The sequence below is a fragment of the Citrobacter sp. C1 genome (assembly GCF_014596895.2).
Lineage (GTDB): Bacteria > Pseudomonadota > Gammaproteobacteria > Enterobacterales > Enterobacteriaceae > Citrobacter > Citrobacter gillenii.
Map to the genome: position 1 here is coordinate 3,444,601 of NZ_CP115035.1, position 26,702 is coordinate 3,471,302.

The 26,702-nt window shown below is 52.2% G+C and carries 24 protein-coding genes; 15 read left to right on the forward strand and 9 right to left on the reverse strand.

What is annotated here, in order from left to right; genetic code table 11:
• Positions 1 to 2 precede the first annotated feature (2 nt).
• On the reverse strand, positions 3 to 1,934 hold the full coding sequence (locus IB214_RS16705; RefSeq protein WP_117341681.1) for a M48 family metallopeptidase: 1,932 nt from the start codon (positions 1,932 to 1,934) through the stop codon (positions 3 to 5).
• A gap of 273 nt (positions 1,935 to 2,207) precedes the next feature.
• Between IB214_RS16705 and IB214_RS16710 the strand changes: the two genes are divergently transcribed.
• Positions 2,208 to 3,470: a DUF1479 domain-containing protein gene (locus IB214_RS16710; RefSeq protein ID WP_117341680.1), complete on the forward strand. Its 1,263-nt coding sequence runs from the start codon at positions 2,208 to 2,210 to the stop codon at positions 3,468 to 3,470.
• Between the two features lie 69 nt (positions 3,471 to 3,539).
• On the opposite strand, the gene IB214_RS16715 is transcribed toward IB214_RS16710, so the two are convergent.
• Both IB214_RS16715 and IB214_RS16720 read right to left on the reverse strand, forming a co-directional pair.
• On the reverse strand, positions 3,540 to 4,394 hold the full coding sequence (locus tag IB214_RS16715; protein WP_223240178.1) for a hypothetical protein: 855 nt from the start codon (positions 4,392 to 4,394) through the stop codon (positions 3,540 to 3,542).
• A gap of 167 nt (positions 4,395 to 4,561) precedes the next feature.
• On the reverse strand, positions 4,562 to 6,154 hold the full coding sequence (locus tag IB214_RS16720) for an ABC-F family ATPase (RefSeq protein ID WP_115258984.1): 1,593 nt from the start codon (positions 6,152 to 6,154) through the stop codon (positions 4,562 to 4,564).
• A 225-nt stretch (positions 6,155 to 6,379) separates the two neighbouring features.
• On the opposite strand from IB214_RS16720, the gene ldtB reads away from it, so the two are divergent.
• The gene (ldtB, locus tag IB214_RS16725) at positions 6,380 to 7,300 is read left to right on the forward strand and encodes a L,D-transpeptidase (RefSeq protein WP_115258985.1); all 921 of its coding nucleotides are present in this window, start codon (positions 6,380 to 6,382) and stop codon (positions 7,298 to 7,300) included.
• Positions 7,301 to 7,390: 90 nt separating this feature from the next.
• On the opposite strand, the gene IB214_RS16730 is transcribed toward ldtB, so the two are convergent.
• Both IB214_RS16730 and mntR read right to left on the reverse strand, forming a co-directional pair.
• On the reverse strand, positions 7,391 to 8,500 hold the full coding sequence (locus IB214_RS16730; protein WP_115258986.1) for an anion transporter: 1,110 nt from the start codon (positions 8,498 to 8,500) through the stop codon (positions 7,391 to 7,393).
• Complete coding sequence (gene mntR, locus IB214_RS16735) at positions 8,497 to 8,970, reverse strand: manganese-binding transcriptional regulator MntR (protein WP_096757747.1); 474 nt, start codon at positions 8,968 to 8,970, stop codon at positions 8,497 to 8,499. Before mntR ends, IB214_RS16730 begins: the two co-directional genes overlap by 4 nt.
• Before the next feature lie 186 nt (positions 8,971 to 9,156).
• Here mntR and mntS point away from each other — a divergent pair, with 186 nt between their 5' ends.
• On the forward strand, positions 9,157 to 9,285 hold the full coding sequence (gene mntS, locus IB214_RS16740; protein ID WP_096757748.1) for a manganase accumulation protein MntS: 129 nt from the start codon (positions 9,157 to 9,159) through the stop codon (positions 9,283 to 9,285).
• Between the two features lie 277 nt (positions 9,286 to 9,562).
• Positions 9,563 to 11,149 carry a phosphoethanolamine transferase gene (locus IB214_RS16745; RefSeq protein WP_117341678.1) on the forward strand — a complete coding sequence of 529 codons (1,587 nt, stop codon included), beginning with the start codon at positions 9,563 to 9,565 and terminating at the stop codon, positions 11,147 to 11,149.
• Between the two features lie 64 nt (positions 11,150 to 11,213).
• Here the strand turns inward: IB214_RS16745 and ompX are convergent, their stop codons facing one another.
• Positions 11,214 to 11,729, reverse strand: coding sequence for an outer membrane protein OmpX (ompX, locus tag IB214_RS16750; protein ID WP_096757749.1), 516 nt, complete (start codon positions 11,727 to 11,729; stop codon positions 11,214 to 11,216).
• A gap of 343 nt (positions 11,730 to 12,072) precedes the next feature.
• Between ompX and rhtA the strand changes: the two genes are divergently transcribed.
• The 6 genes from rhtA to ybiO all read left to right on the forward strand — a co-directional run bounded on the left by rhtA (position 12,073) and on the right by ybiO (position 18,749).
• A complete protein-coding gene (gene rhtA, locus IB214_RS16755; protein ID WP_096757750.1) occupies positions 12,073 to 12,960 on the forward strand; it encodes a threonine/homoserine exporter RhtA in 888 nt (295 codons plus the stop codon).
• Positions 12,961 to 13,264: 304 nt separating this feature from the next.
• A complete protein-coding gene (gene dps / locus IB214_RS16760) occupies positions 13,265 to 13,768 on the forward strand; it encodes a DNA starvation/stationary phase protection protein Dps (RefSeq protein WP_117341677.1) in 504 nt (167 codons plus the stop codon).
• A 365-nt stretch (positions 13,769 to 14,133) separates the two neighbouring features.
• A complete protein-coding gene (glnH, locus tag IB214_RS16765; RefSeq protein ID WP_096757752.1) occupies positions 14,134 to 14,880 on the forward strand; it encodes a glutamine ABC transporter substrate-binding protein GlnH in 747 nt (248 codons plus the stop codon).
• A gap of 137 nt (positions 14,881 to 15,017) precedes the next feature.
• Entirely contained in the window at positions 15,018 to 15,677 is a 660-nt protein-coding gene (gene glnP / locus IB214_RS16770; RefSeq protein WP_096757753.1) for a glutamine ABC transporter permease GlnP, read from the forward strand.
• Positions 15,674 to 16,396, forward strand: coding sequence for a glutamine ABC transporter ATP-binding protein GlnQ (glnQ, locus tag IB214_RS16775; protein ID WP_115258988.1), 723 nt, complete (start codon positions 15,674 to 15,676; stop codon positions 16,394 to 16,396). The genes glnP and glnQ overlap by 4 nt, the downstream gene beginning before the upstream one ends.
• Positions 16,397 to 16,514: 118 nt before the next feature.
• Entirely contained in the window at positions 16,515 to 18,749 is a 2,235-nt protein-coding gene (gene ybiO / locus IB214_RS16780) for a mechanosensitive channel protein (protein WP_117341676.1), read from the forward strand.
• Here the strand turns inward: ybiO and rlmF are convergent.
• A complete protein-coding gene (rlmF, locus tag IB214_RS16785; RefSeq protein ID WP_096757756.1) occupies positions 18,746 to 19,672 on the reverse strand; it encodes a 23S rRNA (adenine(1618)-N(6))-methyltransferase RlmF in 927 nt (308 codons plus the stop codon). The two genes, ybiO and rlmF, sit on opposite strands and share 4 nt — an antisense overlap.
• Before the next feature lie 211 nt (positions 19,673 to 19,883).
• On the opposite strand from rlmF, the gene mcbA reads away from it, so the two are divergent.
• From mcbA to ybiJ, 5 genes are all read left to right on the forward strand, one after another.
• On the forward strand, positions 19,884 to 20,144 hold the full coding sequence (gene mcbA, locus IB214_RS16790) for a DUF1471 family periplasmic protein McbA (RefSeq protein ID WP_096757757.1): 261 nt from the start codon (positions 19,884 to 19,886) through the stop codon (positions 20,142 to 20,144).
• Between the two features lie 288 nt (positions 20,145 to 20,432).
• Entirely contained in the window at positions 20,433 to 22,718 is a 2,286-nt protein-coding gene (locus IB214_RS16795) for a catecholate siderophore receptor Fiu (protein ID WP_117341963.1), read from the forward strand.
• Positions 22,719 to 22,761: 43 nt separating this feature from the next.
• Positions 22,762 to 23,439: a PKHD-type hydroxylase YbiX gene (ybiX, locus tag IB214_RS16800; protein WP_117341675.1), complete on the forward strand. Its 678-nt coding sequence runs from the start codon at positions 22,762 to 22,764 to the stop codon at positions 23,437 to 23,439.
• A 76-nt stretch (positions 23,440 to 23,515) separates the two neighbouring features.
• Positions 23,516 to 23,782 carry a DksA/TraR family C4-type zinc finger protein gene (locus IB214_RS16805; protein WP_117341674.1) on the forward strand — a complete coding sequence of 89 codons (267 nt, stop codon included), beginning with the start codon at positions 23,516 to 23,518 and terminating at the stop codon, positions 23,780 to 23,782.
• A gap of 300 nt (positions 23,783 to 24,082) precedes the next feature.
• On the forward strand, positions 24,083 to 24,343 hold the full coding sequence (gene ybiJ / locus IB214_RS16810) for a DUF1471 family protein YbiJ (protein WP_096757760.1): 261 nt from the start codon (positions 24,083 to 24,085) through the stop codon (positions 24,341 to 24,343).
• 94 nt (positions 24,344 to 24,437) lie between these two features.
• Here the strand turns inward: ybiJ and IB214_RS16815 are convergent, their stop codons facing one another.
• Together IB214_RS16815 and ybiB are read right to left on the reverse strand one after the other, a co-directional pair.
• On the reverse strand, positions 24,438 to 25,523 hold the full coding sequence (locus tag IB214_RS16815) for a malate/lactate/ureidoglycolate dehydrogenase (protein WP_117341673.1): 1,086 nt from the start codon (positions 25,521 to 25,523) through the stop codon (positions 24,438 to 24,440).
• A 190-nt stretch (positions 25,524 to 25,713) separates the two neighbouring features.
• Positions 25,714 to 26,682, reverse strand: coding sequence for a DNA-binding protein YbiB (gene ybiB, locus IB214_RS16820; protein WP_117341672.1), 969 nt, complete (start codon positions 26,680 to 26,682; stop codon positions 25,714 to 25,716).
• Between the last annotated feature and the right edge of the window lie 20 nt (positions 26,683 to 26,702).

Genomic DNA, 26,702 nt, shown 5'->3' on the forward strand with positions numbered 1-26,702 from the left:
CATCAGAAATCCTCCAGCTCAGCGCGAGCGTGGGCAGAAACAATGTATTGCCCGATAAGCGTCAGCAGCGCTTGCGCATCCAGCTTAACCTTTCCATTTTCCTGCTGGCGTAACACATCGCCGGCCACCACGATTGCAACCGCATGTTTTCGCGGGTTAAAGCGAATAACCTGCATAAACCGTTTGGTGGTGAGATTCGGTTGATAATCATCGTCCATGAAGAATTCAATCGTCATCGAACTGGAAATAATCGTCAGGTTATAGTCGGCAATATTTTTTAGCGGTAGCGGCTGAGGCAACCACGGGCTGGCGATCGCGTCCTGCATCAGCACCAGCAGCGGCTGTCGCGTTCGTCGTAAGGTGATAATGCCCAACAGCCCAAAGGCAATTCCGCCGAAGGGGATCAACCAGCACCAGACGCTAACCGTCTTGAACACCACCAGAGCCACGCCCCCCAGCAGCAGAAAAAGACCTGCAGCCATCATGTACCACGCCGGTTTCGCACTCATCCATAGCGCGACCGAATCCGTTGCCTGTTGAGCTTCAGCTTCAAGAGCCTGACGATAATTCTCCCGTTGTGAGGTAACGTTTGCCGACATCATGCGTGAAAGCGATGTACACAGGGCATCTGCGTCGGGGAATAACCGGCGAAAAAAAGGGTTGTCACCCTCGACAACCGGGCGCGCTGCCCGCGCCAGAAGCTCGTCATCCAGTGCCACCCCCAGCGATGCAATGCGATCGCGCGTCGTCGGATGACTGTCCATCGGATGCGCAATTTCATTATTGATACTATTATGCAGCGCAAACTGCCCGCCCCCCTGCAGTTCAGCAACCAGGTAGGCAAGCCAGTTCGCGCTGGCTTCACGCCCACGAAAAATCGCGGCAAAAAATTGAGATACCGGTACTTCCAGCGCCGATATACGCAGTAACGCCGACGCGAACGCCGCAGGAGAAGACACCTTTGCACCTGTCTCATCGGCCGCATACTCCCGGAGCCGACTCCAGTCACTGACCGTTTCATGGAAGGTCTGCAAAAACCATAACCCCATATCCAGCGACGGGCGCAGTACGATGCGATCAAGCCACGAAAATCCCTGCGAGCTGTTCGCCATCTGCTCAAGACTGTTTTGCATCCCGGCATACAGAGGAACAAAACGCAGGCTGTACTGCGTATCCTCGCCGGTAAAATGTCCCAGCTCATGGCCAATCACCGCAGCCGCTTCCGCTTCATCCAGCAATGCCATATACGTTAACGGCAAGTAGAGCGTATTACCCGTTAGCCGCTTGCCCTCTTCAATTTGAACGGCATTGGCGGTGGCAAAGAAGCCGTCAAAAAATCCAACCACGATATTATCGGGCACCGTCAGTTCCGCGCGCCGGGTGATATCACCTATCCATTGCCAGAGCGCCGGGTTATTCGCGGCGGTGACATTCACCCCGCAAATCTCCGTATCGTCGGGTTGGAAGAGAGCGAAACATCGTCTGATCGAGGACAACCTTTTGAATAACATCCAGACAATAGCGCCGATGGTCATCAGGATAATCACCGCGAGTTTGAAACCACCCTCCCCACCGATATGAGATGCAATCCAGATAATCTCTGACAACGCCAGAGCAATAACCGCCAGACCACAAGCGACAATCTCCGCGGCCATCATAAAGGGCAACAGCCGACGGCAACGCGTAAATGTGCGAATAAGGCTGCTCTGGGAATGGCGCGAAGCGCGGGCGCTGGTTGTACATAGCCCTACAGCCGCCCCCACAATAAGTAAAGCCGCACCGGCAAGCGTTATCGCCAGTAGGGCCAGCATCAGCCGCAGCACCGCCTCTGCGTTGCCATCATTAAAATAGCCGGCTCGCCAGCACTGCCATAGCGCATAAATCAGGATGCCAGTCGGAACGGCAAAGAGATGAAGTGTTCCTTTTCTTTCCATTGAACAAAGTCCTTGTATTCGACCTGGAGCACCCACGTGGTTCTGGTCTTTGAATTGGCGGGATACCGTTGAGGAGAGAAGTATAGATAGCCCAACTTATTACAGGTAAACGTTTTTATCCGCCCCAGCCAAATTCAGAATTTTTCAGGCAAAACGATCGCAGCCCTTCGTCGCAACACCTCACAAACTTTAAACTTGCATTAACTAATTTTTAACTTATATTATCATTTGCAATCAAATTTAGTTTCGAATGAAAGTTCATGCGAGGTGGTTATGGCTCTTACTTTTACCAGCGACACGTTGCCTGCCGATCACAAAGCAGCAATCCGTCAGATGAAGCAGGAACTGCGGGCGCAGCTTGGCGACGTCCAGCAGATCTTCAGCCAGCTTAGCGAGACCATCGCCACCCGTGTGGCGGAGATCAACGCGCTTAAAGCACAGAGTGACGCTGTCTGGCCGGTACTGTCATACTCCGATATTCAGGCGGGCACCGTCACCGCAGAGCAGCGCGAAATGATTAAACGTCGTGGGTGTGCGGTCATTAAAGGTCATTTCCCTCGTGAACGGGCCCTGGGCTGGGATAGCTCAATGCTCGACTATCTCGACCGCAACCGCTTTGACGAAGTCTACAAAGGGCCGGGAGACAACTTCTTTGGCACCCTGAGCGCATCACGTCCTGAAATCTACCCGATTTACTGGTCGCAGGCACAAATGCAGGCCCGCCAGAGTGAAGAGATGGCTAGCGTACAGTCGTTTCTCAATCGTCTGTGGACCTTTGAAAGCGAAGGTAAACAGTGGTTTAACCCGGATGTTAGCGTCATCTATCCTGATCGTATTCGCCGCCGTCCGCCGGGAACCACCTCTAAAGGGCTGGGCGCACATACGGATTCCGGCGCGCTGGAGCGCTGGCTGCTCCCGGCGTATCAGCGCGTTTTTGCCTCAGTCTTTAACGGTAATGTAGCTGAGTACGATCCGTGGCAGGCGGCGCATCGCACTGACGTCGAAGAGTATACGGTCGATAACACCACCAAATGTTCGGTGTTTCGCACCTTCCAGGGCTGGACGGCGCTTTCCGATATGTTACCGGGCCAGGGGTTGCTACATGTGGTTCCCATTCCTGAAGCGATGGCTTATGTGCTGTTACGCCCACTGCTGGATGATGTTCCGGAAGATGAACTGTGCGGCGTCGCGCCAGGAAGAGTGCTGCCGGTTTCAGCGCAATGGCATCCCTTACTCATCGAGGCGTTAACCAGCATTCCGCAACTGGAAGCCGGCGATTCCGTATGGTGGCATTGTGATGTGATCCACGCCGTTGCGCCGGTGGAGAACCAACAAGGCTGGGGCAACGTGATGTATATTCCCGCCGCACCAATGTGCGAAAAAAATCTCGCCTATGCCCACAAGGTGAAGGCCGCGCTGGAGAAAGGTGCCTCACCGGGGGATTTCCCGCGTGAAGACTATGAAACAAACTGGGAAGGACGCTTTACCCTGGGGGATTTGAATATCCACGGTAAGCGCGCGCTGGGGATGGAATAATCCTTCCCCTTTCAACGCCTTTAAAACAGTCCGGTTTTCTTCATTACGTGATAAAAACCGGATATTTTTTTATTCTACTGATACTGCAACCAGTTTCCATTTATCATTTTCTTTGAGCATAGTAACGTTAATCTCGCCGGATTCTCCATTTTTAAAAACAACGCTTCCAGACAAAGAACCAACATCATTTTCTACGTTGAAACTATCAAAACTGTATTCACTAATATCATCAAAATGAATAGACTCGGTTACAAGCTTAAAATCCTCACTGTCCATTTGTCTTTGCAGAGAAGAAGAGCTTGCTTGATAAGCCTGAACATATTGTCCATCACGGAGCAAGTCTATCTCTGATCGCGCAGCATCCTTCAATTCACCCATCGAAGAAAAGAGGAAAGTACCCAAGCCAATAAAAATAATCAGTGCGGCAATCACCGCTCCCGCAATAACAAATTTTCTTTTTTTCTTGTCTGCTAACAGACCACGAACCTGCCATCCCGCATCACGAGCCATATCAAAAATAGGGTCCGTAATTTCCGTTGATGCAAATTTATAGCTGTCAATTTTACCGAAGCTACCGTCTTCTTTTTTACCCCAGGATGCCCCAGCAGAAAACTCAAGACGTTTCCCGATTTGGACAGATTTGCTCAATCTGAACCCACCCAAATCTGCATCCCACTCAACATCGGTAGTTTTTTCCCGATAGCTAATCTGATTTTTACTTTCATTGAAAAACAGTCTTAGCTCATATTGTTTTTGCAATCCGTATTGACTGAAATAATCTTTCCACTCAGCATCTACGATATTCCAGGATGCAACGATATCATCGCCATCTTCACATAAAATGAAAGGATGCTCGTTGTTGTTGTTTAAACTCAGTAATTTTAATTTAAGATTGGCTAAAGAAAGCGGTTCCATCTGACTCATTTCCTTACCTTGTGTAGGTAGTTATGGAAAGTATCTTAGCCACAATTGTGGCTAAGATTAATCAGCAGAACTTTTTTTCAGAAAAGTGCGGGGATGGAATTATAAGTAAGTGACCGGGGTGAACAGGTGCAGCCAACACACCTGTAACACGAAAGACGACGGAATAATTATTCGACGCCTTTGCTACGCAGATAGTCTTCGTAGTTACCGGTGAAGTCGATTACGCGTTCCGGCGTAATCTCAATCACGCGGGTGGCCAGCGAGCTGACGAATTCGCGGTCGTGAGAAACAAAGATCAGCGTGCCCTGATACATTTCCAGCGCCATGTTCAGCGATTCGATAGATTCCATATCCAGGTGGTTGGTAGGTTCATCCATCACCAGAATATTCGGTTTCTGCATCATCAGCTTACCGAACAGCATGCGCCCTTTTTCACCACCGGACAGCACTTTAGCAGGCTTTTTGATATCGTCCTGGCTGAACAGCAGACGACCAAGGAAGCTGCGAACAACCTGCTCGTCATCGCCTTCTTGTTTCCACTGGCTCATCCATTCGAAAACGGTCATATCGTTTTCGAACTCATATTCGTGATCCTGCGCGTAGTAGCCGATTTGCGCATTCTCAGACCACTTAACGGTGCCATTATCCGGCTCCATGTCGCCGACCAGCACTTTCAGCATGGTCGATTTACCCACGCCGTTAGCCCCGATGATGGCAACCTTTTCGCCCACTTCCAACAGCAGATTGAAGTTTTTAAACAGCGGGCCGTTATCAAAACCTTTGGTCAGTGCTTCGACTTCCAGCGCGTTACGGAACAGTTTCTTATCCTGTTCGAAACGGATAAACGGGTTCTGACGGCTGGATGCTTTCACTTCGTCGAGCTTGATTTTATCAATCTGACGCGCACGAGAAGTCGCCTGACGAGATTTCGAAGCGTTGGCGCTAAAGCGGCTGACGAAGGATTGCAGATCGGCAATTTGCGCTTTTTTCTTGGCGTTATCGGCCAACAGACGCTCACGTGCCTGGGTTGCTGCCGTCATGTATTCATCATAGTTACCCGGATAAACACGCAGCTCGCCGTAGTCCAGATCCGCCATATGCGTACAGACCATGTTCAGGAAGTGACGGTCGTGCGAAATGATGATCATGGTGCTGTCACGCTCGTTCAGCGTCTGCTCCAGCCAACGAATGGTATCAATGTCCAGGTTGTTGGTCGGTTCATCGAGCAGCAGGATGTCCGGGTTAGAGAACAGCGCCTGCGCCAGCAGCACACGCAGCTTCCAGCCTGGTGCCACTTCGCTCATCGGGCCGTAATGCTGTTCTACCGGAATACCGACGCCCAGCAGCAGTTCACCGGCGCGAGACTCCGCCGAATAGCCGTCCATCTCGCCGTATTTAACTTCAAGATCGGCAACTTTGTAGCCGTCTTCTTCGCTCATTTCCGGCAGCGCATAGATACGGTCACGTTCCTGTTTCACTTCCCACAGTTCAGCGTGACCCATAATAACGGTGTCCAGAACGGTGAACTCTTCAAAAGCGAACTGATCCTGACGCAGCTTACCAATGCGTTCGTTCGGATCGAGGGAAACGTTACCCAGCGTCGGTTCGAGGTCGCCGCCGAGAATTTTCATAAAAGTGGATTTACCGCTACCGTTGGCGCCAATCAGGCCGTAACGGTTGCCGCCGCCAAATTTGACGGAAATATTTTCAAACAGCGGCTTACTGCCGAACTGCATGGTGACGTTGCTGGAAACTAACACTGGCGTATCCTGAAAGAAGAAATATGTGACGAACCGCTTATTATGCCATAAGTCTGGAATAAGATCGCGCCTCTCGTGCGTGAGGGTTAAAGTGAAAGCAAAGGGAAAAAAATGTGATTTAGTACACATCCGAATTCCTTGTTGCTCCGAATGCACATATAATGCGTGCCCAACACTACATAAATCTCAACCCACTAGCCTGCTTGGCTTCAGAATCTCGCAAAAATGAATATGAAATTGACAACGCTTTTCGCGGCGGCGCTCGCAGTAGTTGGTTTTTGTAACACTGCCTCAGCCGTCACGTACCCGCTGCCTACCGATGGTAGCCGTTTGATTGGCCAGAACCAGGTCATCACCATTCCTGAAGGCAACACCCAACCGCTGGAGTACTATGCGGCTGAATACCAGATGGGTCTGTCCAACATGCTGGAAGCCAACCCGGGCGTGGATACCTTCCTGCCGAAGGGCGGCACCGTGCTGAACATTCCTCAGCAGCTGATCCTGCCGGATACCGTGCATGAAGGTATTGTTATCAACAGCGCTGAAATGCGTCTGTACTACTACCCGAAAGGCACCAACACCGTGATCGTTTTACCGATTGGTATCGGCCAGTTAGGTAAAGACACGCCGGTTAACTGGACCACCAAAGTTGAACGTAAGAAAGCCGGTCCGACCTGGACGCCAACCGCCAAGATGCACGCAGAATACCGCGCTGCGGGCGAACCGCTGCCAGCCGTTGTTCCGGCCGGTCCGGATAACCCGATGGGTCTGTACGCACTGTATATCGGTCGCCTGTATGCCATCCACGGGACCAACGCGAACTTCGGTGTTGGCTTACGCGTCAGCCACGGCTGCGTGCGTCTGCGTAATGAAGATATCAAGTTCCTGTTTGAAAACGTTCCAGTCGGCACGCGCGTCCAGTTTATCGATGAACCGGTAAAAGCGACGACCGAGCCAGACGGCAGTCGCTATATTGAGGTGCATAACCCACTGTCTACTACCGAAGAACAGTTCGAAGGCGGGGAAATCGTACCGATTACGCTGACCAAGAGCATTAAGAGCATCACCGCTCAGCCGGATGTCGACCAGGCCGTCGTTGAGCAGGCAGTCCAGAACCGTTCTGGTATGCCGGTTCGTCTGAACTAAGCATCAAAAAATGCCGGATGGCGGCTGTCGCCTTATCCGGCCTACAGATTAAGTAGGCCCGATAAGCGCTAGCGCCATCGGGCATAATCCTCACATCATCTGCAGCAAACCATATCCCACCAGCGCCGCCCAGATCAGCATCGGCACCGAATACCAATGAAAACGCCACCAGATCCGTCGATCGTTTGCCATGCGTAAGGCAATAAGGTTCGCCAGCGATCCCGGTAACAGTCCAAAACCACCAATATTGACCGCCCAAGCCAGCAATACCGTTGGCGGGACGTAGTTCAGCAGCAAAATAGTGCTGGGCACATTACTGATAAATTGCGACAGGCCGATTGCCGTCAACCATAGACCGGGTTGCGAAAGCGTACCAACGTGGCCCGAAATGCCCCCGAGTACAGGTAACTGTGTCAACAGATGCACATCGATAAACATCGCCATAAACACCAGCAGCAGCGTCCAGTCCACACTTAAGATCACACGGCGAGCCAGCACCATAAAGCCCGCAGCGACAATCCCTAGCCCCCAAAGCTCAAGCTTGAGTTCCAGCGCCGTTAAAAAGACCAGATACAATGCCAGGCAACTCCACACCAGTCGGGGTTGCCAGTCAGGTGCAGACGTGCCGGTATGATAGTGCAACGCTTTACGCGGAAAACTAAACCAGCACAGCGCCACCAGCGTTAGCATCATCGCACCGGCGAGCGGCGCCATTTGCCAGGTAAACGCGGTAAATGACAGCCCGGATCGCCCCCACATCAGGATGTTCTGCGGATTACCGATCGGCGTCAGCAGCGATCCAGCGTTGACCGCCAGTGCCTCAAAAATAATCAGACGATTCACCGGGATCGCGCACAGTTTTTTCAGGGTGATGGTGAGCGGAACCACAATAAACAGGGCAACATCGTTGGTCAGAAACGTCGACAGTAACGCCGCCGCCAGCACCATAAATATCGCCAGCTGACGTTCTGTTTTAAAGCGGCGGGTCATCTTGCGGCCTAGCACATCAAAATAACCGCTTAGCTCCACACCTTTGGTCAAAAGCATCAGCCCTGCGAGCGTAATAATCGTGTGCCAGTCAATGGCCCCCGGCCAGTTCCGGGGCGCAAACGGCGCGAACAGACTCAGTACACACCCGGTAATAATGAGTAGCTGGAAAAAACGATCGCGCTGCAATGCGCGTAATAAAGGAAAACTCATTCAGAGTCGGTGCCTTGCTGTTGGGTAAACCGGCTAAACGCCTCCAGCGTTTCCTTGCTCACGTGGTGTTCCATCCCTTCCGCATCGCGGCGGGCAATTTCCGGGCTGATGCCTAACATTAGCAAGAAATTTTCGACGATCTGATGACGTTCGCGACTCTCCTGCGCCAACTTCTCGCCTTCTGCGGTTAAGAACACCCCGCGCCATGGGATCATTTCAATCAACCCCACAGAAGCAAGACGCTTGAGCATCTTAGCAACGGTGGGCTGGGAAACGCCAAGCCGGGCGGCCATATCCACCTGACGCGCTTCTCCCACCTCAATAATGAGATCGGAAATCAGCTCCACGTAATCATCGATCAGTTCACGTCGGTGTGCCTCCCTGACCTGACGAAACCCTTCAACATGTTCCTCAACATTCACCAATTGCGTCACTTTTTTTGTTGTTGGCATACCTGCGCGACGACTCATTCTGCTTCCTCGTTCCTGTGACGCGTTAACAGCATCTGATTAGAGAACGGCCATTGTAAACCAGAGTTGCTTGGGCACAAAAATTTAACGTTTTAGCAATAGCTATATAATATAGCCTGTGCTATATCTGTATATAATAAAGACATCCCTCAAGGACTGATGGGAATGTGAAGTCAGGAGGTTCATATGAATGAATTCAAGAGGTGTATGCGCGTGTTTAGTCACTCTCCCTTTAAAGTACGGTTAATGCTGATCGCGATGCTGTGCGACATGATCAACGGCAAACCGGAGCAGGATAAACCTTCCGGAAAATAATGCGGCGTCGCGGTACGCCGCTTCTTTTTCCTGCCGTCTCCTCGATACGGTGGTCAGTTTGTCTCCCAATAACCCTTCTTTTTGTCCGTTTTGCCATCCCCTTCGCAAAACATTTTCTTTGTAGTAGTTGACCTTCTCCCGTACACACTCTATCTTTTCGCAGCCCTGCGTATATTGCGGCTCGCAGATGCGGACCTCATCCCTCTTCTCGCTCTCTCAGGCAGGCAATGACCCTTTGCGCCAGGGTAAGCACATGGCGTTTTTGCAACAGTGGCATATGAATTTAACCCTCAAAGATTCGCTTATTGCTCGTAGCCGGGTGCTAAGCCCGTGGACTGGCTTTTATTTCTTACAGTCTCTGCTGATCAACCTCGCACTGGGCTACCCGCTTAGCCTGCTTTATAGCGTCGCCTTTACCTGCATACTGCTGCTGTTGTGGCAATATGCACCGCGCACGCAAAAAACGCTGATCGGCATTTGTTCACTGATTGCAGCAATGTATTTTCCATTTGGTCAGGCTTACGGCTCGCCCAACTTCAATACCCTGCTGGCGCTGCACTCGACCAACATGGAAGAGTCCACCGAAATCCTGACCATCTTCCCCTGGTACAACTACCTGGTTGGCGTGTTTATCTTTGCCCTCGGCGTGCTCGCTGTACGGCGTAAAAAAGTCGCGACGCAACGCCGCTGGAACAAATTCGACAGTCTGTGTTTGCTGGTCAGCATCGTGGCGTTTTTTGTGACGCCGGTGCAAAACCTCGCCTGGGGCGGCGTCTTCAAATTAAAAGATACCGGCTATCCGGTGTTTCGCTTTGCCAAGGACGTTATCGTCAATAATTACGAGGTTCTTGATGAACAAGACCGCATGGCAAAGCTGGCGAGCGTTAAAGACACCTGGACTGTGACGGCGGTGAAACCTAAGTACCACACCTATGTCGTGGTGATTGGTGAAAGCGCCCGTCGCGATGCGCTAGGCGCGTTCGGCGGCCACTGGGACAACACACCGTTTGCCAGCAGCGTTAACGGCTATATTTTTGCAGATTACATCGCGGCCAGCGGATCAACGCAGAAATCACTTGGCTTAACGCTGAATCGGGTGGTCGATGATAAGCCGCAGTTCCAGGATAACTTTGTCACCCTCGCCAACCGCGCCGGATTCCAGACATGGTGGTTCTCTAACCAGGGACAGATCGGTGAATACGATACGGCAATCGCCAGTATCGCCAAACGCGCTGACGAAGTTCATTTCCTGAAAAACGGTGACTTCGAAGCCGATAAGAACACCCGCGATGAAGCGCTGTTGAAGATGACTGCTCAGGTGTTAGAAACGGAGCGAACTCAACCCCAGCTCATCGTGCTGCACTTGATGGGTTCGCATCCGCAGGCCTGCGATCGTACCCAGGGAAAATACGAGACCTTCGTTCAGTCGAGAGAGACATCGTGTTATCTGTACACCATGAAGCAGACCGACGACCTGCTGCGCCAGCTCTACGATCAGCTGCATAACAGCGGCGACAGCTTCTCGATGGTTTACTTCTCCGATCATGGGCTCGCCTTTAAAGAACGCGGTAAAGAAGTGCAGTATTTGGCACACGACGATCAGTTCCAGCAGAATTTCCAGGTGCCGTTTATGGTGATATCCAGCGACGATAAAGCACACCGAGTGATTAAAGCCCGTCGTTCCGCGAATGACTTCCTGAGCTTTTTCTCACAGTGGACTGGGATCAGCGCGAAAGAAATTACCAACCGCTACCGCTTTATCTCGGAGAAAAAGGCCGGACCGGTGTATATCACCAACTTTAAATTACAGAAGGTGGACTACAACCATCTTGGTACCGATATCTTCGAGACCAAATCACGCTAACCGTGCAAATCACAGACAAAAAAAATCCGCCCCTAGAGGCGGATTTTTCATATCACCGAAGTGATTAGAAGCGGTAACCCACGCCAGCAATCCAGGTGCCAACGTCAACGCTACGAATACGGCTCTGCTCGTAAGAGAAGTCCAGAGCAACGTTTTCGATCGGGTTGAACTGCAGGCCCGCACCGTAAGAGAAACCGTAGTCGCTGGTGCTGTGGTTGTCAGCAGGAGATGCTGCGTTCTGGAATTTACCGTAGCCAACACCAACAACGCCGTAGATGCTTGCCCAGTCGTTCAGACGGTAAGCAGGACCTGCAGTGATGCCGTAGTATTGGGTTTTGTTGTAGTCGCCAGAAGCATCGGTACGATCTTTTTCAGTGTAAGTGAAAGAACCGATTACGCCCAGCGGGTTGTTGTCCTGCTCGTAGCGATACTTCAGGTTAAAACCGTTCATTTTGTTCGCAGCGCCCTGAGCATCGCTCTGAGCATAACCACCGGTCACGGTAGAAGTAGACGCAACAGCGGAACCTGCGGAGAAAGCCAGAACAGCGGCCAGTGCTGAAAGACATGCAATTTTTTTCATAACCACCTCAAATGTGCTTCAAGTAAATCTTAAGTTTTAAATATACCAAAAATTGATGGGAAACTCTTTGCGATTAGCGATGTCTAACGGGGGTTTTCATGTAACAGAACATTTCAAACACCCGCTATCTCTTTCAATTAACATCACTTTTATAACGAATAATGCCATTATTGCGCGCACAATACGGCACATTCATCCGGAAAATTCCTAATCACGCAGATTATTAATCCATCACTTTCAGGCCATTGTACGGATCTGTGCAGTTTTTTTTTCAACGAATACTCAACCACCTGCGTGTATTTCCAGTACACTCGCTCTTTTACTTAAATTGACAGGAGAAAGGATGCTGGGGTCGTCACGTAAAACGCCAGTCTGGTTACCTATTTTGGTTCTGCTGATTGCAATGTCCTCTATACAAAGCGGGGCATCACTGGCGAAGTCGCTATTCCCTGTTGTCGGCGCACCAGGCGTTACCGCGCTACGTCTGGCACTGGGAACGCTAATCCTCATCGCATTCTTTAAACCCTGGCGGTTACGCTTTGCCAAAGAGCAGCGTCTTCCTCTGCTGTTTTATGGTCTGTCGCTGGGTGGGATGAACTATCTCTTCTACCTGTCGATTCAGACCGTCCCGCTCGGTATTGCCGTGGCGCTGGAGTTCACCGGACCGCTGGCAGTCGCGCTGTTCTCTTCCCGACGCCCTGTGGATTTCATTTGGGTCGCACTGGCCGTACTCGGGCTCTGGTTCCTGCTGCCGTTGGGTCAGGACGTGTCGCACGTCGACTTAACCGGTGCCGCGTTGGCGCTGGGCGCAGGTGCCTGCTGGGCAGTCTATATTCTTACCGGCCAGCGTGCTGGTGAAGAGCATGGCCCGGCAACCGTGGCGGTAGGGTCGCTGATTGCAGCGATCATTTTCGTGCCGCTGGGCGCGATTCAGGCCGGAGATGCGCTGTGGCACTGGTCGATTCTGCCATTGGGCTTAGCGGTCGCCGTCCTCTCTACGGCGCTGCCCTATTCGCTGGAAATGATCGCCTTAACGCGCCTGCCTACGCGCACTTTTGGCACGCTGATGAGCATGGAGCCTGCGCTGGCGGCTGTTTCCGGCATGATCTTCCTCGGAGAAACGCTGACGATGGTACAAATGCTGGCGCTGGGAGCCATTATTGCCGCGTCAATGGGCTCTACGCTCACCATCCGTAAAGAGCCGCAAATTAAGCAACTTGACGTGAATTAACCTGCCGTTATTCTGCATGGTTTGCATAATCATGCAGAATAGCCTTTTGTTTATCTCAGTGATTATTATTCTTATAGCGCCATTGTTTCTCAATTCCTATTTCCTACGAATATAAACATCCAGAAAAAATAGCTGACAACAGATTACAATTGCACTTATGCATATGATCCAATTGAATATTTATATTTCGCATCCTGTTCACTATTAAAGTGATAGGTAAGGCCAGAAAATTAAAACTAATTTTAGGTCTATACTTACTCTCGTTGAATGACCTGGAACATAGATATCAAGAGGATATGAGATTATGAGTACCGCAAAACTGGTAAAAGCAAAAGCATCCCCCCTTCTTTATACCCGTAACGATGTATCCGACAGTGATAAGAAAGCGACCGTGGAGCTGTTGAATCAGCAGGTGATCCAGTTCATCGACCTGTCACTCATCACCAAACAAGCGCACTGGAACATGCGCGGCGCTAATTTTATTGCCGTACATGAAATGCTGGATGGCTTTCGTACCGCGTTAACCGACCACCTCGACACCATGGCCGAGCGCGCCGTGCAGTTAGGTGGCGTAGCGCTGGGGACAACGCAGGTTATTAACAGCAAAACGTCGCTGAAAAGTTACCCGCTGGATATTCACAGCGTGCAGGATCACTTAAAAGAGCTGGCTGAACGCTATGCCGTGGTCGCTAACAGCGTGCGTAAAGCTATTAGTGAAGCCAAAGATGAAGATACCGCCGATATTTTCACCGCTGCGTCGCGCGATCTCGACAAATTCTTGTGGTTTATCGAAGCCAACATCGAATAACGGTCATGATAAGAAATTCCTATATAACCCTCGCCCCGGCGGGGGTTTTGCACTTTTTTAGTGCATAACATTGATCGATTATCACTGTAAAGTAAAATATTTGTAATAATCACCTCACACAATCGTTAACGAAAGATTGTTTTATCAACAATTTTTACGCTAAATAGTCATACCGTTTGTGCCGCCCCCTTCACGCACCAAATGAGTGCCCCGAAACGGTGCAGGCTGCCCACTTTGCCCTACTTATTGTGCAGCAAAACGTAACACCTTCTTGTTAAAACAATAAGTTGCAAAATTGGCACGATTATTTCATTAAGACATATGTTCTCGCAGGGGATCGCCCCGTGGATATAAAAGGAAATCCTATGAAGTCTGTATTAAAAGTTTCACTGGCTGCACTTACCCTGGCTTTTGCGGTGTCTTCTCATGCCGCGGATAAGAAACTCGTTGTCGCAACTGACACCGCTTTTGTTCCGTTTGAATTCAAGCAGGGTGACAAATACGTCGGTTTTGATGTGGATCTGTGGGCTGCCGTGGCCAAAGAGCTGAAGCTGGATTATGAACTGAAACCGATGGATTTCAGCGGCATCATCCCTGCGCTACAAACCAAAAATATCGATTTGGCGCTGGCAGGTATCACCATCACCGAAGAACGTAAAAAAGCGATCGACTTCTCTGACGGCTACTACAAAAGCGGCCTGTTAGTGATGGTTAAAGCTAACAATAACGACGTGAAAAGCGTGAAAGATCTGGATGGCAAAGTGGTTGCGGTTAAAGGCGGAACCGGTTCTGTCGATTACGCGAAAGCAAACATCAAAACCAAAGATCTGCGTCAGTTCCCGAACATCGATAACGCGTATATGGAACTGGGCACTAACCGCGCAGATGCCGTCCTGCACGACACACCAAACATTCTTTACTTCATCAAAACTGCGGGCAACGGCCAGTTCAAAGCCGTAGGCGATTCTCTGGAAGCCCAACAGTACGGTATTGCCTTCCCGAAAGGCAGCGACGAACTGCGTGAGAAAGTGAACGGCGCGCTGAAAACGCTGAAAGAGAACGGCACATACAACGAAATCTACAAAAAATGGTTCGGTACTGAACCTAAATAATAACTCGCGATGTTGCCCGGTAGCGCGAAGCTTACCGGGCCTACACCAGCAGATTTGAGACCTGTAGGCCGGATAAGCCTGGCGCATCCGGCAAAACAGGCATTTGAATATTTACACCACGGTAACAGGAACGACATATGCAGTTTGACTGGAGTGCCATTTGGCCCGCCATTCCGCTCTTGATTGAAGGCGCCAAAATGACCCTGTGGATTTCGGTCCTCGGTCTGGCTGGCGGCCTGGTAATCGGGCTGGCAGCAGGTTTTGCACGTACCTTCGGCGGTTGGATAGCCAACCACGTTGCGCTGGTATTTATCGAAGTCATCCGCGGCACCCCCATTGTTGTGCAGGTGATGTTTATTTACTTCGCCCTGCCGATGGCGTTTAACGACTTACGCATTGATCCTTTCAGCGCCGCCGTCGTCACCATCATGATTAACTCCGGTGCCTACATCGCGGAAATCACCCGTGGCGCAGTGCTCTCAATTCATAAAGGTTTCAGCGAAGCCGGGCTGGCGCTGGGTCTCTCACGCACAGAGACTATTCGTCACGTCATTTTACCGCTCGCGCTGCGTCGTATGCTGCCACCGCTGGGTAACCAGTGGATCATCAGCATTAAAGATACCTCACTGTTTATTGTCATTGGCGTCGCTGAACTGACCCGTCAGGGTCAGGAAATCATTGCCGGTAACTTCCGCGCACTGGAAATCTGGAGCGCCGTTGCGGTGTTCTATCTGATTATTACGCTGGTGCTGAGCTTCGTTCTGCGTCGTCTGGAAAGAAGGATGAAAATCCTGTGATTGAATTTAAAAACGTCTCTAAGCATTTTGGTCCTACCCAGGTGCTGCATAACATCGATCTGAATATTGGTCAGGGCGAAGTCGTGGTGATTATCGGGCCTTCCGGCTCCGGTAAGTCGACCCTGCTGCGCTGCATTAACAAGCTGGAAGAGATAACCTCCGGCGAACTGATTGTCGATGGTCTGAAGGTCAACGATCCGAAGGTCGACGAGCGGTTAATTCGCCAGGAAGCCGGGATGGTATTCCAGCAGTTCTATCTGTTCCCACACCTGACAGCACTGGAAAATGTCATGTTTGGGCCGCTGCGCGTGCGCGGGGCGAAGAAAGATCAGGCTGAGAAACAGGCCAAAGAGTTACTGGCTAAAGTGGGCCTCGCCGAGCGTGCGCATCACTACCCTTCTGAGCTTTCAGGCGGCCAGCAACAGCGTGTGGCGATCGCCCGTGCGCTGGCGGTGAAGCCAAAAATGATGCTGTTTGATGAGCCGACCTCAGCCCTTGACCCGGAACTGCGTCACGAAGTGCTGAAAGTCATGCAGGATCTGGCGGAAGAAGGTATGACGATGGTGATTGTGACCCACGAAATCGGCTTTGCCGAAAAAGTGGCCTCACGCCTGATCTTCATTGATAAGGGCCGTATTGCCGAAGACGGTAATCCGCAAACCTTGATTGAAAATCCGCCCAGCCAGCGTCTGCAGGAATTTTTACAGCACGTTTCCTGATGCTGACACCTCCCTTCTCCCCGAAGGGAGGTTCTCCCCCAGAATGTTCTGATTTCATGACCCTCCCGTCCGGGCATCTATACTTATCCTTTTGTGTTTGTTTCTCATGGGAGGAGTCATGCGGTGGATCTTATTCATCTGTTTTTTTCTACTGAGCGTCCCCGTTCAGGCGGTCACGATACCCGGCGTAACGTCCACCGCCTCCGCCAGCCCGCCAGCGGAGCCCGCTGCTGAACCTGACGTTGAGCAAAAAAAAGCCGCCTACGGTGCCCTGGCAGACGTGCTGGAGAATAATGCCTCACGCCAGGAGTTGATAGGTCAACTGCGTAAAGTAGCGGCAACGCCGCCTCCTGAACCGGTCCCCACTATCGTCCCTCCCACGCTGACGGAAGAAAAAACGGTACTCGAGAACGTGACCGATGTCAGTCGCCACTACGGGGAAGCTCTCTCCAGCCGATTCGCCCAGCTTTATCGCAATATCACCGACGCTCCGCACAAAACTTTTAATCCGCAATCGTTCACCAATGCCCTGACTCACTTTTTTATGCTGGCGGTATCCGTGTTCGGATTTTACTGGTTGGTACGCTTATGTGCGTTGCCGCTGTATCGCAAAATGGGGCAATGGGCGCGGCAAAAAAATCGTGACCGCAGCAACTGGCTACAGCTTCCCGCCATGATTATTGGCGCGTTCATCATCGATTTATTGCTGCTGGCCCTGACGCTGTTTGTTGGGCAGATCTTAAGCGATCGCATGAACGCCGGCAGCCGCACTATCGCTTTCCAGCAAAGTTTGTTTCTTAATGCCTTCGCGTTGATTGAGTTCTTTAAGGCCATTTTACGCCTGATATTTTGCCCGACAGTAGCCGAGTTGCGTCCGTTCAACATTCAGACTGCAAGCGCACGCTACTGGAATCGTCGCCTGAGCTCACTCAGCAGCCTGATTGGCTACGGGCTGATCGTGGTGGTGCCCATCGTCTCGAATCAGGTCAATGTACAGGTTGGCGCCATGGCTAACGTCATCATCATGCTGTGCATTACGCTGTGGGCGCTGTATCTGATCTTCAGGAACAAGAAAGAGATCACCGAGCATTTGCAGAGTCTGGCAGAAAGGTCGCTGGCTTTTTTCAGCCTGTTTATCCGCGCCTTTGCGCTGGTTTGGCACTGGCTGGCCAGCGCCTATTTCATCGTGCTGTTTTTCTTCTCGCTGTTTGATCCGGGCAACAGCCTGAAGTTTATGATGGGAGCAACGCTGCGCAGCCTGGTGATTATCGGCATCGCCGCCTTTATTTCTGGTATGTTTTCCCGCTGGATCGCCAAAACCATTACGCTTTCACCACACACCCAGCGCAGTTATCCGGAATTGCAAAAACGCCTGAATGGTTGGCTGTCGACGGCGTTAAGCATCGCGCGGATCCTGACGGTCTGTGTCGCCATCATGTTGCTGCTCAACGCCTGGGGGCTGTTCGACTTCTGGAACTGGCTGCATTACGGCGCGGGAGAAAAAACGGTGGATATTCTGATCCGTATCGCGCTGATTTTATTCTTCTCCGCTATCGGCTGGACCCTGCTCGCCAGCCTGATTGAAAACCGCCTGACCTCGGATATCCACGGCCGGCCCCTGCCCAGCGCACGTACCCGTACACTGTTGACACTGTTTCGCAACGCGCTGGCGGTGATTATCAGCACCATCACTATCATGATCGTGTTGTCGGAAATTGGGGTCAATATTGCCCCGTTACTGGCAGGCGCGGGCGCGTTGGGGCTGGCTATCTCCTTCGGCTCGCAGACGCTGGTAAAAGATATTATTACCGGGATCTTTATCCAGTTTGAAAATGGCATGAACACCGGTGATTTGGTCACCATCGGTCCGCTAACCGGCACGGTTGAACGCATGTCGATTCGCTCAGTCGGTGTGCGCCAGGACACCGGGGCGTACCATATTATCCCGTGGTCATCGATAACCACCTTCGCCAACTTTGTACGGGGTATTGGATCGGTGGTCGCCAATTACGACGTAGACCGCCATGAGGATGCCGATAAAGCCAATCAGGCGTTGAAGGATGCCGTTACGGCGGTGATGGAGCGTGAAGATATTCGCGGATTCATTATTGGCGAGCCGTCATTCGCGGGCATTGTCGGGTTAACCAATACGGCGTTTACGCTGCGGGTGTCGTTCACCACCTTACCGCTGAAGCAGTGGGCGGTACGCTTTGCGCTCGACAGTCAGGTGAAAAAATACTTTGATTTGGCCAACGTGCGCGCGCCGGTACAGACCTACCAGGTTTTGCCCGCACCGGTGAATGGCCCCACGGCAGCAGCCGATCCGCTGCCGCCGACAGAACCGACGATTTAGCGCTGACGCGCCATAAAACGGCGACGCTGATCGTTATCCATAAAGGTCCAGGCAATAAAGCGGCTGTGCTTTTGCCCCTGGGCCATTTCTTTTTTGACCACTTTCACCGCACCCACATCCGTCAGGGCGTGGTACAGCGGTGGCAGATTTTCACCGCGTGAAACCAGCGTGGTGAACCACATCACCTGGCGACCAAAGGCCTGGCTTTCGGCGATCATTTTTTTGATAAACGCCACTTCGCCACCTTCACACCAGAGCTCCTCCTGTTTCCCACCAAAGTTCAGCGCATCGTCTTTGTCCTGTCCCAGGTTACGACGTTTACGCTCACTTCCGGCGCGGGCAGAAGCCGCTGAATCATGGAACGGCGGATTGCACAGTGTCGCTTCGAACTGTTCATTCTTATGAATAATTCCGTTGAAGATAGACGACAAATCTTTCTGACGGCGCAGGCGAATAGCACGGGTTAACCCCGGATTGCCGTTAACGATCGCCAGTGCGCTACTCAATGCTTCCTGGCTGGTCTCACTGCCGGTAAACCGCCAGCCATATTCGTGCACGCCAATCAGCGGATAAATACAGTTTGCCCCAACGCCGACGTCCAGCACGCTCGCATTCGCCGGGATAGTTCCCGTCGTTTCGCCCAACAGATCGGCCAGATGATGAATGTAATCCGCCCGACCCGGTACCGGTGGGCACAGGTAACCTTGCGGAATATCCCAATTAGCCACCGCATAGTAATGCGCCAGCAGGGCTTTATTCAGCGCCTTCACAGCCAATGGGTTAGCAAAATCAACGCTCTGCTCGCCGCCTGGCGTAATAGTGAGGAATTGCGTCAATTCGGGCGTAACCTGGCATAACGTGGCAAGATCGTAACGGCCATTGTGGCGGTTGCGTGGGTGTAATCCCGGTTTCTGGGGGGGCATAACATTCTCCTATTAACAGCGGCGTAAGATACCCGCATAACGCCACGCGGTAAACACGCATGGCACGGAAAATCGATAATTTGTGCTGGATTTCCACAAAACAAATCGTTCAAAAAACACTCAGTTGTCCATCAATTTTTTGCGGTAAACGTCCGGCCATGACGTCCTAAACTTATCAGGCACTACCCGTTGTTTCTCAGAGGATATCATTATGAAGAAATGCCTCACACTCCTTGCCGCTACCGTACTCACCGGCATGACATTTGCGTCTTTTGCTGCACCGCCTAACACCAGTCCTGCCACCGGCCCGCTACAGGCTTCCGGAACCGTGTCGGCTACCGGCGCGTCAAGCCTGACCGATCTTGAAGACAAGCTGGCGGAAAAAGCGAAAGAGCAAGGCGCAAAAGGCTTTGTGGTTAATGCTGCTGGCGGTAAAAATCAGATGTACGGTACCGCAACTATCTACAAGTAATCTCCCTCAGCCTAACTGCATTCGTCCTGAATGCAGTTTTCTTTTTTGCTCTCCGTACTCCCTGCACAATTTGTAACCATCATGTTGGAATTTTGAATCCAATGTAAATAAATGTATTTATTTTTGAATTAATGAATGCTAAAAAGTCGCACTGATTAATAATGCTTATCAAAATCATTATCAATTACGCATTTCATTACGGCGAGACCTGCAGGCGTAACATCCAAAGAGATGTCCCTTCGCACGAGTGAAACCTTCTACTCAAAAAATAATAAGCTACTCATTAACATGGATAAAAATCGCAACCTGCCGTCCAGTAGTTTCCATTCACTCACCTTTTTTGCCGGTCTGTGCATCGGCCTGTCTCCGGTCGCTCAGGCAGTCGCTGCAGGCGATCAGGATAAGAAACAAGAAGATACGCTGGTCGTAGAAGCCGCCAAACCGTCGCTGTACGCCCCCACCCACTCTGCCGATCCGAAATTCTCCCGTCCTGTTGCTGATACGACGCGCACCATGACGGTGATTTCTGAGCAGGTCATTAAGGATCAAGGGGCAACAAATCTGACCGATGCCCTAAAGAACGTGCCGGGCGTAGGCGCATTTTTCGCCGGTGAAAACGGCAACTCCACCACCGGTGACGCGATTTATATGCGTGGGGCCGATACGTCGAACAGCATTTACATCGACGGCGTTCGCGATATTGGCAGCGTGACGCGCGATACCTTCAATACCGAACAAGTTGAAGTGATTAAAGGTCCTTCCGGTACCGATTATGGCCGCAGCGCGCCGACCGGCTCAATCAACATGATCAGCAAGCAACCGCGCACTGACTCGGGCATTGATGCCTCTGCCAGCGTCGGCAGCGCCTGGTTCCGCCGCGGTACGCTGGACATCAATCAAGTCATTGGCGAGACCACCGCCGCACGGTTAAACCTGATGGGCGAAAAGACGCACGATGCCGGACGCGATAACGTTAAAAATGAACGTTACGGCGTGGCCCCGTCGGTCGCCTTTGGTTTAGGCACCGAAAATCGTTTGTATCTGAACTATTTTCACGTCACCCAGCACAACACGCCGGACGGAGGTGTTCCCACCATCGGTCTGCCGGGCTACTCTGCGCCTTCTGCGGGAACGTCTGCCCTGAATCATTCCGGGAAAGTGGATACGCATAATTTCTATGGCACCGATTCGGATTACGACGACTCGACGACCGATACCGCGACGATGCGCTTTGAGCATGATCTGAGCGACAGCACCACCGTGCGCAATACCACGCGCTGGTCACGAGTCAAACAAGATTACCTGATGACGGCGGTGATGGGCGGCGCGTCAAATATCACGCAGCCAACCAGCAGCGTAGACACCTGGACCTGGTCGCGTCTGGCCAATACCAAAGATGTCAGCAACAAAATCCTCACCAACCAGACCAACCTGACCTCAAAATTTTATACCGGCGCCATTGGCCATGACATCAGCACCGGCGTAGAGTTTACGCGTGAAACGCAGACCAACTACGGCGTAGTGCCGATCACGCCACCGCCGGTGAATATTTACCATCCCAACAGCAACGTCAGCGTGGGTGGATTAAACCGTAACGGTGCCAACGCCAACGGCCAGACCGACACCTTCGGCATTTATGCATTCGACACCTTGCAAATTACCCGTGAGTTTGAGCTGAACGGCGGCATTCGTCTCGATAACTACCGCACCGAGTATGACAGCGCCACTGCATGCGGTGCGTCCGGGCGCGGTGCTGTCGCTTGCCCGGCAGGCGTAGCCAAAGGATCGCCGGTCACCACCGTCGATACCGCTAAGTCTGGTAATCTGGTGAACTGGAAAGCGGGTGCGCTTTATCATCTGACAGATAACGGCAACATTTACATTAACTATGCGGTCTCTCAGCAACCGCCGGGTGGCAGCAATTTTGCCCTCGCCCAGAGCGGTACCGGCAACAGCGCCAACCGTACCGATTTTAAACCGCAAAAAGCAAAGACCAGCGAAATTGGCACCAAATGGGAAGTACTGGACAAGCGCCTGCTGTTAACCGCCGCGATTTTCCGCACCGACATTGAGAACGAGGTCGAGCAGAACGACGACGGTACCTATTCCCAGTATGGGGAGAAACGCGTTGAAGGGTACGAACTGTCGGTTGCCGGCAACATCACCCCGGCATGGCAGGTGATTGGCGGCTATACCCAACAGCGTGCCACGGTCCATAACGGCAAAGATGTCACCCAGGATGGTTCATCCTCTCTGCCGTATACCCCGGAACATGCATTCACCCTGTGGAGTCAGTATCAGGCCACGGATGATATCTCCGTTGGCGCAGGCGCACGCTACGTGGGCAGTATGCATCGCGGCGCGGACGGCGCGGTGGGCACGCCATCCTTTACCGAGAGCTACTGGGTCGCGGATGCCAAACTGGGATATCGCGTAAACCGCAACCTCGATTTCCAGCTTAACGTCTATAACCTGTTTGACACCGATTATGTCTCCTCGATCAACAAGAGTGGATACCGTTACCATCCGGGTGAGCCGAGAACCTTCCTGCTCACCGCCAATATGCATTTCTGATGTATCACGTGGGGCGCAAGCCCCACTTTCAGGAGAAACACTGATGATGTACCACATTCCAGGCGTCTTATCGCCGCAGGACGTTGCCTGGTTTCGCGAACAGTTGGATTCAGCCGAGTGGATAGATGGCCGCGCCACCACCGGCGCTCAGGGCGCGCAGGTCAAAAATAACCAGCAGATTGATACGCAGAGCGAGCGCTATGTTGCGTTACATAAAGAGGTGCTGGCCGCCGTGAACAGCAGCGCGCTGTTCTTTGCTGCAGCATTGCCAAAAACAATCTCCGCGCCGTTGTTCAATCGTTATCAGAACGCAGAGACCTACGGCTTTCACGTTGATGGCGCGGTGCGTAGCCACCCGGAAAGCGGCTGGATGCGTACCGACCTTTCCGCCACATTATTCTTAAGTGACCCCGACAGCTATGAGGGGGGAGAGTTGCGGGTCAATGACACTTACGGTCAGCATGCGGTCAAACTCCCGGCTGGCGACCTGGTGCTCTACCCTTCCAGCAGTCTGCATTGCGTTACACCGGTGACGCGCGGCGTTCGTATAGCGTCGTTTATGTGGATCCAGTCGATGATCCGTGACGATAAAAAACGCGCCATGCTCTTTGAATTGGATAAGAACATCCAGTCCCTGAAGGCACGCCACGGTGAAAGCGCCGAGATCCCATCGCTGCTCAATCTCTACCATAATCTGCTGCGCGAATGGTCTGAAATCTGACGGTGCGCTTGTGCGTTCGTTTTTCATCCATATCATTCACTATAATTATTATACAAACTGAATGTACGGAGGGGCTATGGCATCCGGATGGGCAAATGACGACGCAGTGAACGAACAGATCAACAATACTATTGAAGATGCTGTCGCCCGCGCCCGTGGTGAGTTACCCACGGGTGAAAGCCTGTATGAATGCGAAGAATGTGGCAATCCTATCCCTCAGGCCCGGCGCGAGGCGGTACCTGGGGTACATTTATGCATCGCCTGCCAGCAGGATAAAGATTCACATAACACCTCATACTCAGGATATAATCGTAGAGGATCGAAAGACAGCCAGCTACGTTGACCCTTCTTTACCAAAAGTTTCAGCGCATACGATTTCCTTTACGAGCACGGTTTTTCGCGATGAGTGTAGCAAAATGTGCCGTTGTCGCTGGCTCTGTAAATCGCAATGACAAGAACTGTAAATCCGCCTTCCGAATTTATTAATATTCAATAAGTTATTTGTCATTCAATTTTTTTGATTGATGTCGTCAATTCTATTCGATTTTCTCTCACCTAAAAAAACGTGATACTTCTCACATCGACAAAACAACGTCTACCGAACAAAACACTGACTAACAGAATAACCTGCGAGAGATTAATCATGAAAAATATCAAATATGCTGTTGCTGCCATCGCCCTGTCTACCCTGTCATTTGGCGCTTTCGCTGCCGAGCCTGTTACTTCCACTCAGGCACAGAGCATGAATAAAGTGGGCGTGGTATCTGCTGATGGCGCCAGCACGCTGGACGGCCTGGAAGCCAAACTGGCTGAAAAAGCTGCCGCTGCAGGTGCAAGTGGCTACAGCATTACGTCCGCTGTCGGCAAAGACAAAATGAGCGGCACTGCGGTTATCTACAAATAACCGACGAATTACCTGCAAGACCCAATGCTCCAACCCTCATTGACCCTGTTTGTTACCCTTTGTTTGCCCGTCCACTGGACGGGCTTTTTTTTGCTTACTGTTCCAACCGATGACGGAATTCTTGCAACACCGTCTCCGGCATCCCCACGTACTGCGCGGCCTCACAAATTGCCTGCCAGCTTCCTAAATCCAGCGGGATGCCCTGCGCCAGTCGCGCCTCACGCGTATTCACTTCCCACTCACCCGGTAGCAGAACCGGGGCGTCCTCGCCATGCGGCGACGCTTTGACCCATTTCGCAAATGCGGCGACCTGATGGTCACAATCCGGCGCGCCAAATAATTCCGGGTTTAGAATGATCGTCGTCATGCAGTTAATGATGGCGTCAGCGCTGTCCTGCAAACTGTCTTCGTGCGTAGTTTTCCCCCCGGAAAGCGCACCGCCCAGAATTTCGCACATTGCCGCCAGCGCATAGCCTTTATGCTGAGCGAAGGTAAGCAGCGAGCCCAGCGGAGACATCTGCATCACGGCAGGATCGGTAGTCGGAACGCCGTCAGCATCAATCAGACATCCTGGCGCCACTGGCTCACACTTATGCCACGCAACGCGCGTTTTGCCAAAAGCAATGGCGCTGGTCGCATAGTCCAGCAGCAGGGGGAAATCATTCTTACGCGGAAACACGGCGCAGAAAGGGTTAGTGCCAAACCGGCTGTCACGCCCCTGAAAAGGCGCAACCATCGGGATGCCGACCACATTCACAAAGTGAACGGAAACAAAGCCTGCGGCTGCACATTGCTCTGCCCAATAGCCAATGCGTCCGATGTGATGGGAATTGTGTAGCGCCACCGCGGCAATACCGAACTGACGGGCTTTCTCGATTCCCAGCGTGATAGCTTCATGTGCCGCAACCTGACCAAACGCACTGTCGCCGTCAAGCGTTACCACCGCCCCTGCGTCTTTCACCACTTTCGCGTGGCGGTTTAGCTGCAAATGTCCCTGCGAAAAGGAACGAACATAGCTTGGGATCATGCCAATGCCGTGAGAATCGTGCCCGGCAAGGTTCGCGGCGATCAGATGATCGGCAACTAAGCGCGCTTCCTGCTCTTCGCTGCCCATCTGACGAAAAACGGCCTGAATAAAGCCGTGCAGCGTAGGCGCATGAAAGCGGTGTCCACTGTTCATGGTTATCTCCTGTTATGTTGCGTGTTTGTTGTGTTTCTTATTTTTCAACAAACTATGCTGCGCCACGACGCTCAGGAGGTCAATAAACGTGCAGAAATTTCACATTGCAGAAATAGCAGGAATAGCAGGAATAGCAGAAAAGGCGGGAACGGGCGGACCTGTAGAACAGGCCCGCCGGGTGATGAGCACATCAGAAGCACTGGTCGACGCGGGTAAATCCTTCAGCCAGCGTAGCGACTTCGCCGGTTGCCACCAGGCAGCAGGCCATCTGAATCCTCAACGAGGCCGGTACCGGCTCACTACCGGCCAGACAACGCTCTATCCAGCGCGCGGTGGTTTCCGGATCTTTTGCCACCGGCAGCGGCACTGGCTCGTCAGGCATCTCGCTCTGGCGGTCCTGCAGCACTCGTACACCAGAATGGTCTATCAGGCTGATCTGCGGGCAACGCTGTGGGTTGGCGTACACCTCCCCTTCCGTGCCGTGCATTAGCAGGCCGCGCCCGCCGATATCACCAAAGAATTTCGCTACCCGCGACACGTACTCCGGGTGCGAAACGCTGGCAAGACGCAGTGCGGCATCTTCAGCAAACGGCGTGGCTAATTTCGCGAGCGTATGCGCACTGTTGCGTACGCCCATCCGCCAGCGCATCGCCAGCTGTTTCTCCAGCGGCGGGCACAGCGCGCTCACTGGGATAAACACCGGCTCATGTCCCTCAAGTTTCGCCTGTGCCTGTCCGGCATGCAGGGTAGGTGCAATCCCCATCAGGTCAAAAATGGTTTCCGTCAGCACGCGGGTTGGATCTTCGCTCACCCCGTGCACCACGACCGGGAAACCCAGCTTATGCAGCAAAATAGCCAGCAACGGCGTCAGGTTAGCCTGCTTGCGCGCACCGTTGTAGCTGGGAATGACGATAGGCATCGGTTTGGCAACGGGCGGCGTCAGGCGAAGGGTATGGTTTTGCATCGCCTCATAAAAGCCCAGCATTTCTGCCTCACCTTCCCCTTTAATACGCAGCGCAATCAGTACGCCGCCCATCTCAAGGTCAGGCACGTCGCCGTTTAACATGTGGGTATACAGTCCACGAGCGGTATCCTGGTCCAGGTCACGCGCGTGATTTTTACCTCGCCCAATCTCTTTGATGATTTTGCGGTAATCCATCGATAACTCCTTGCCTGTTG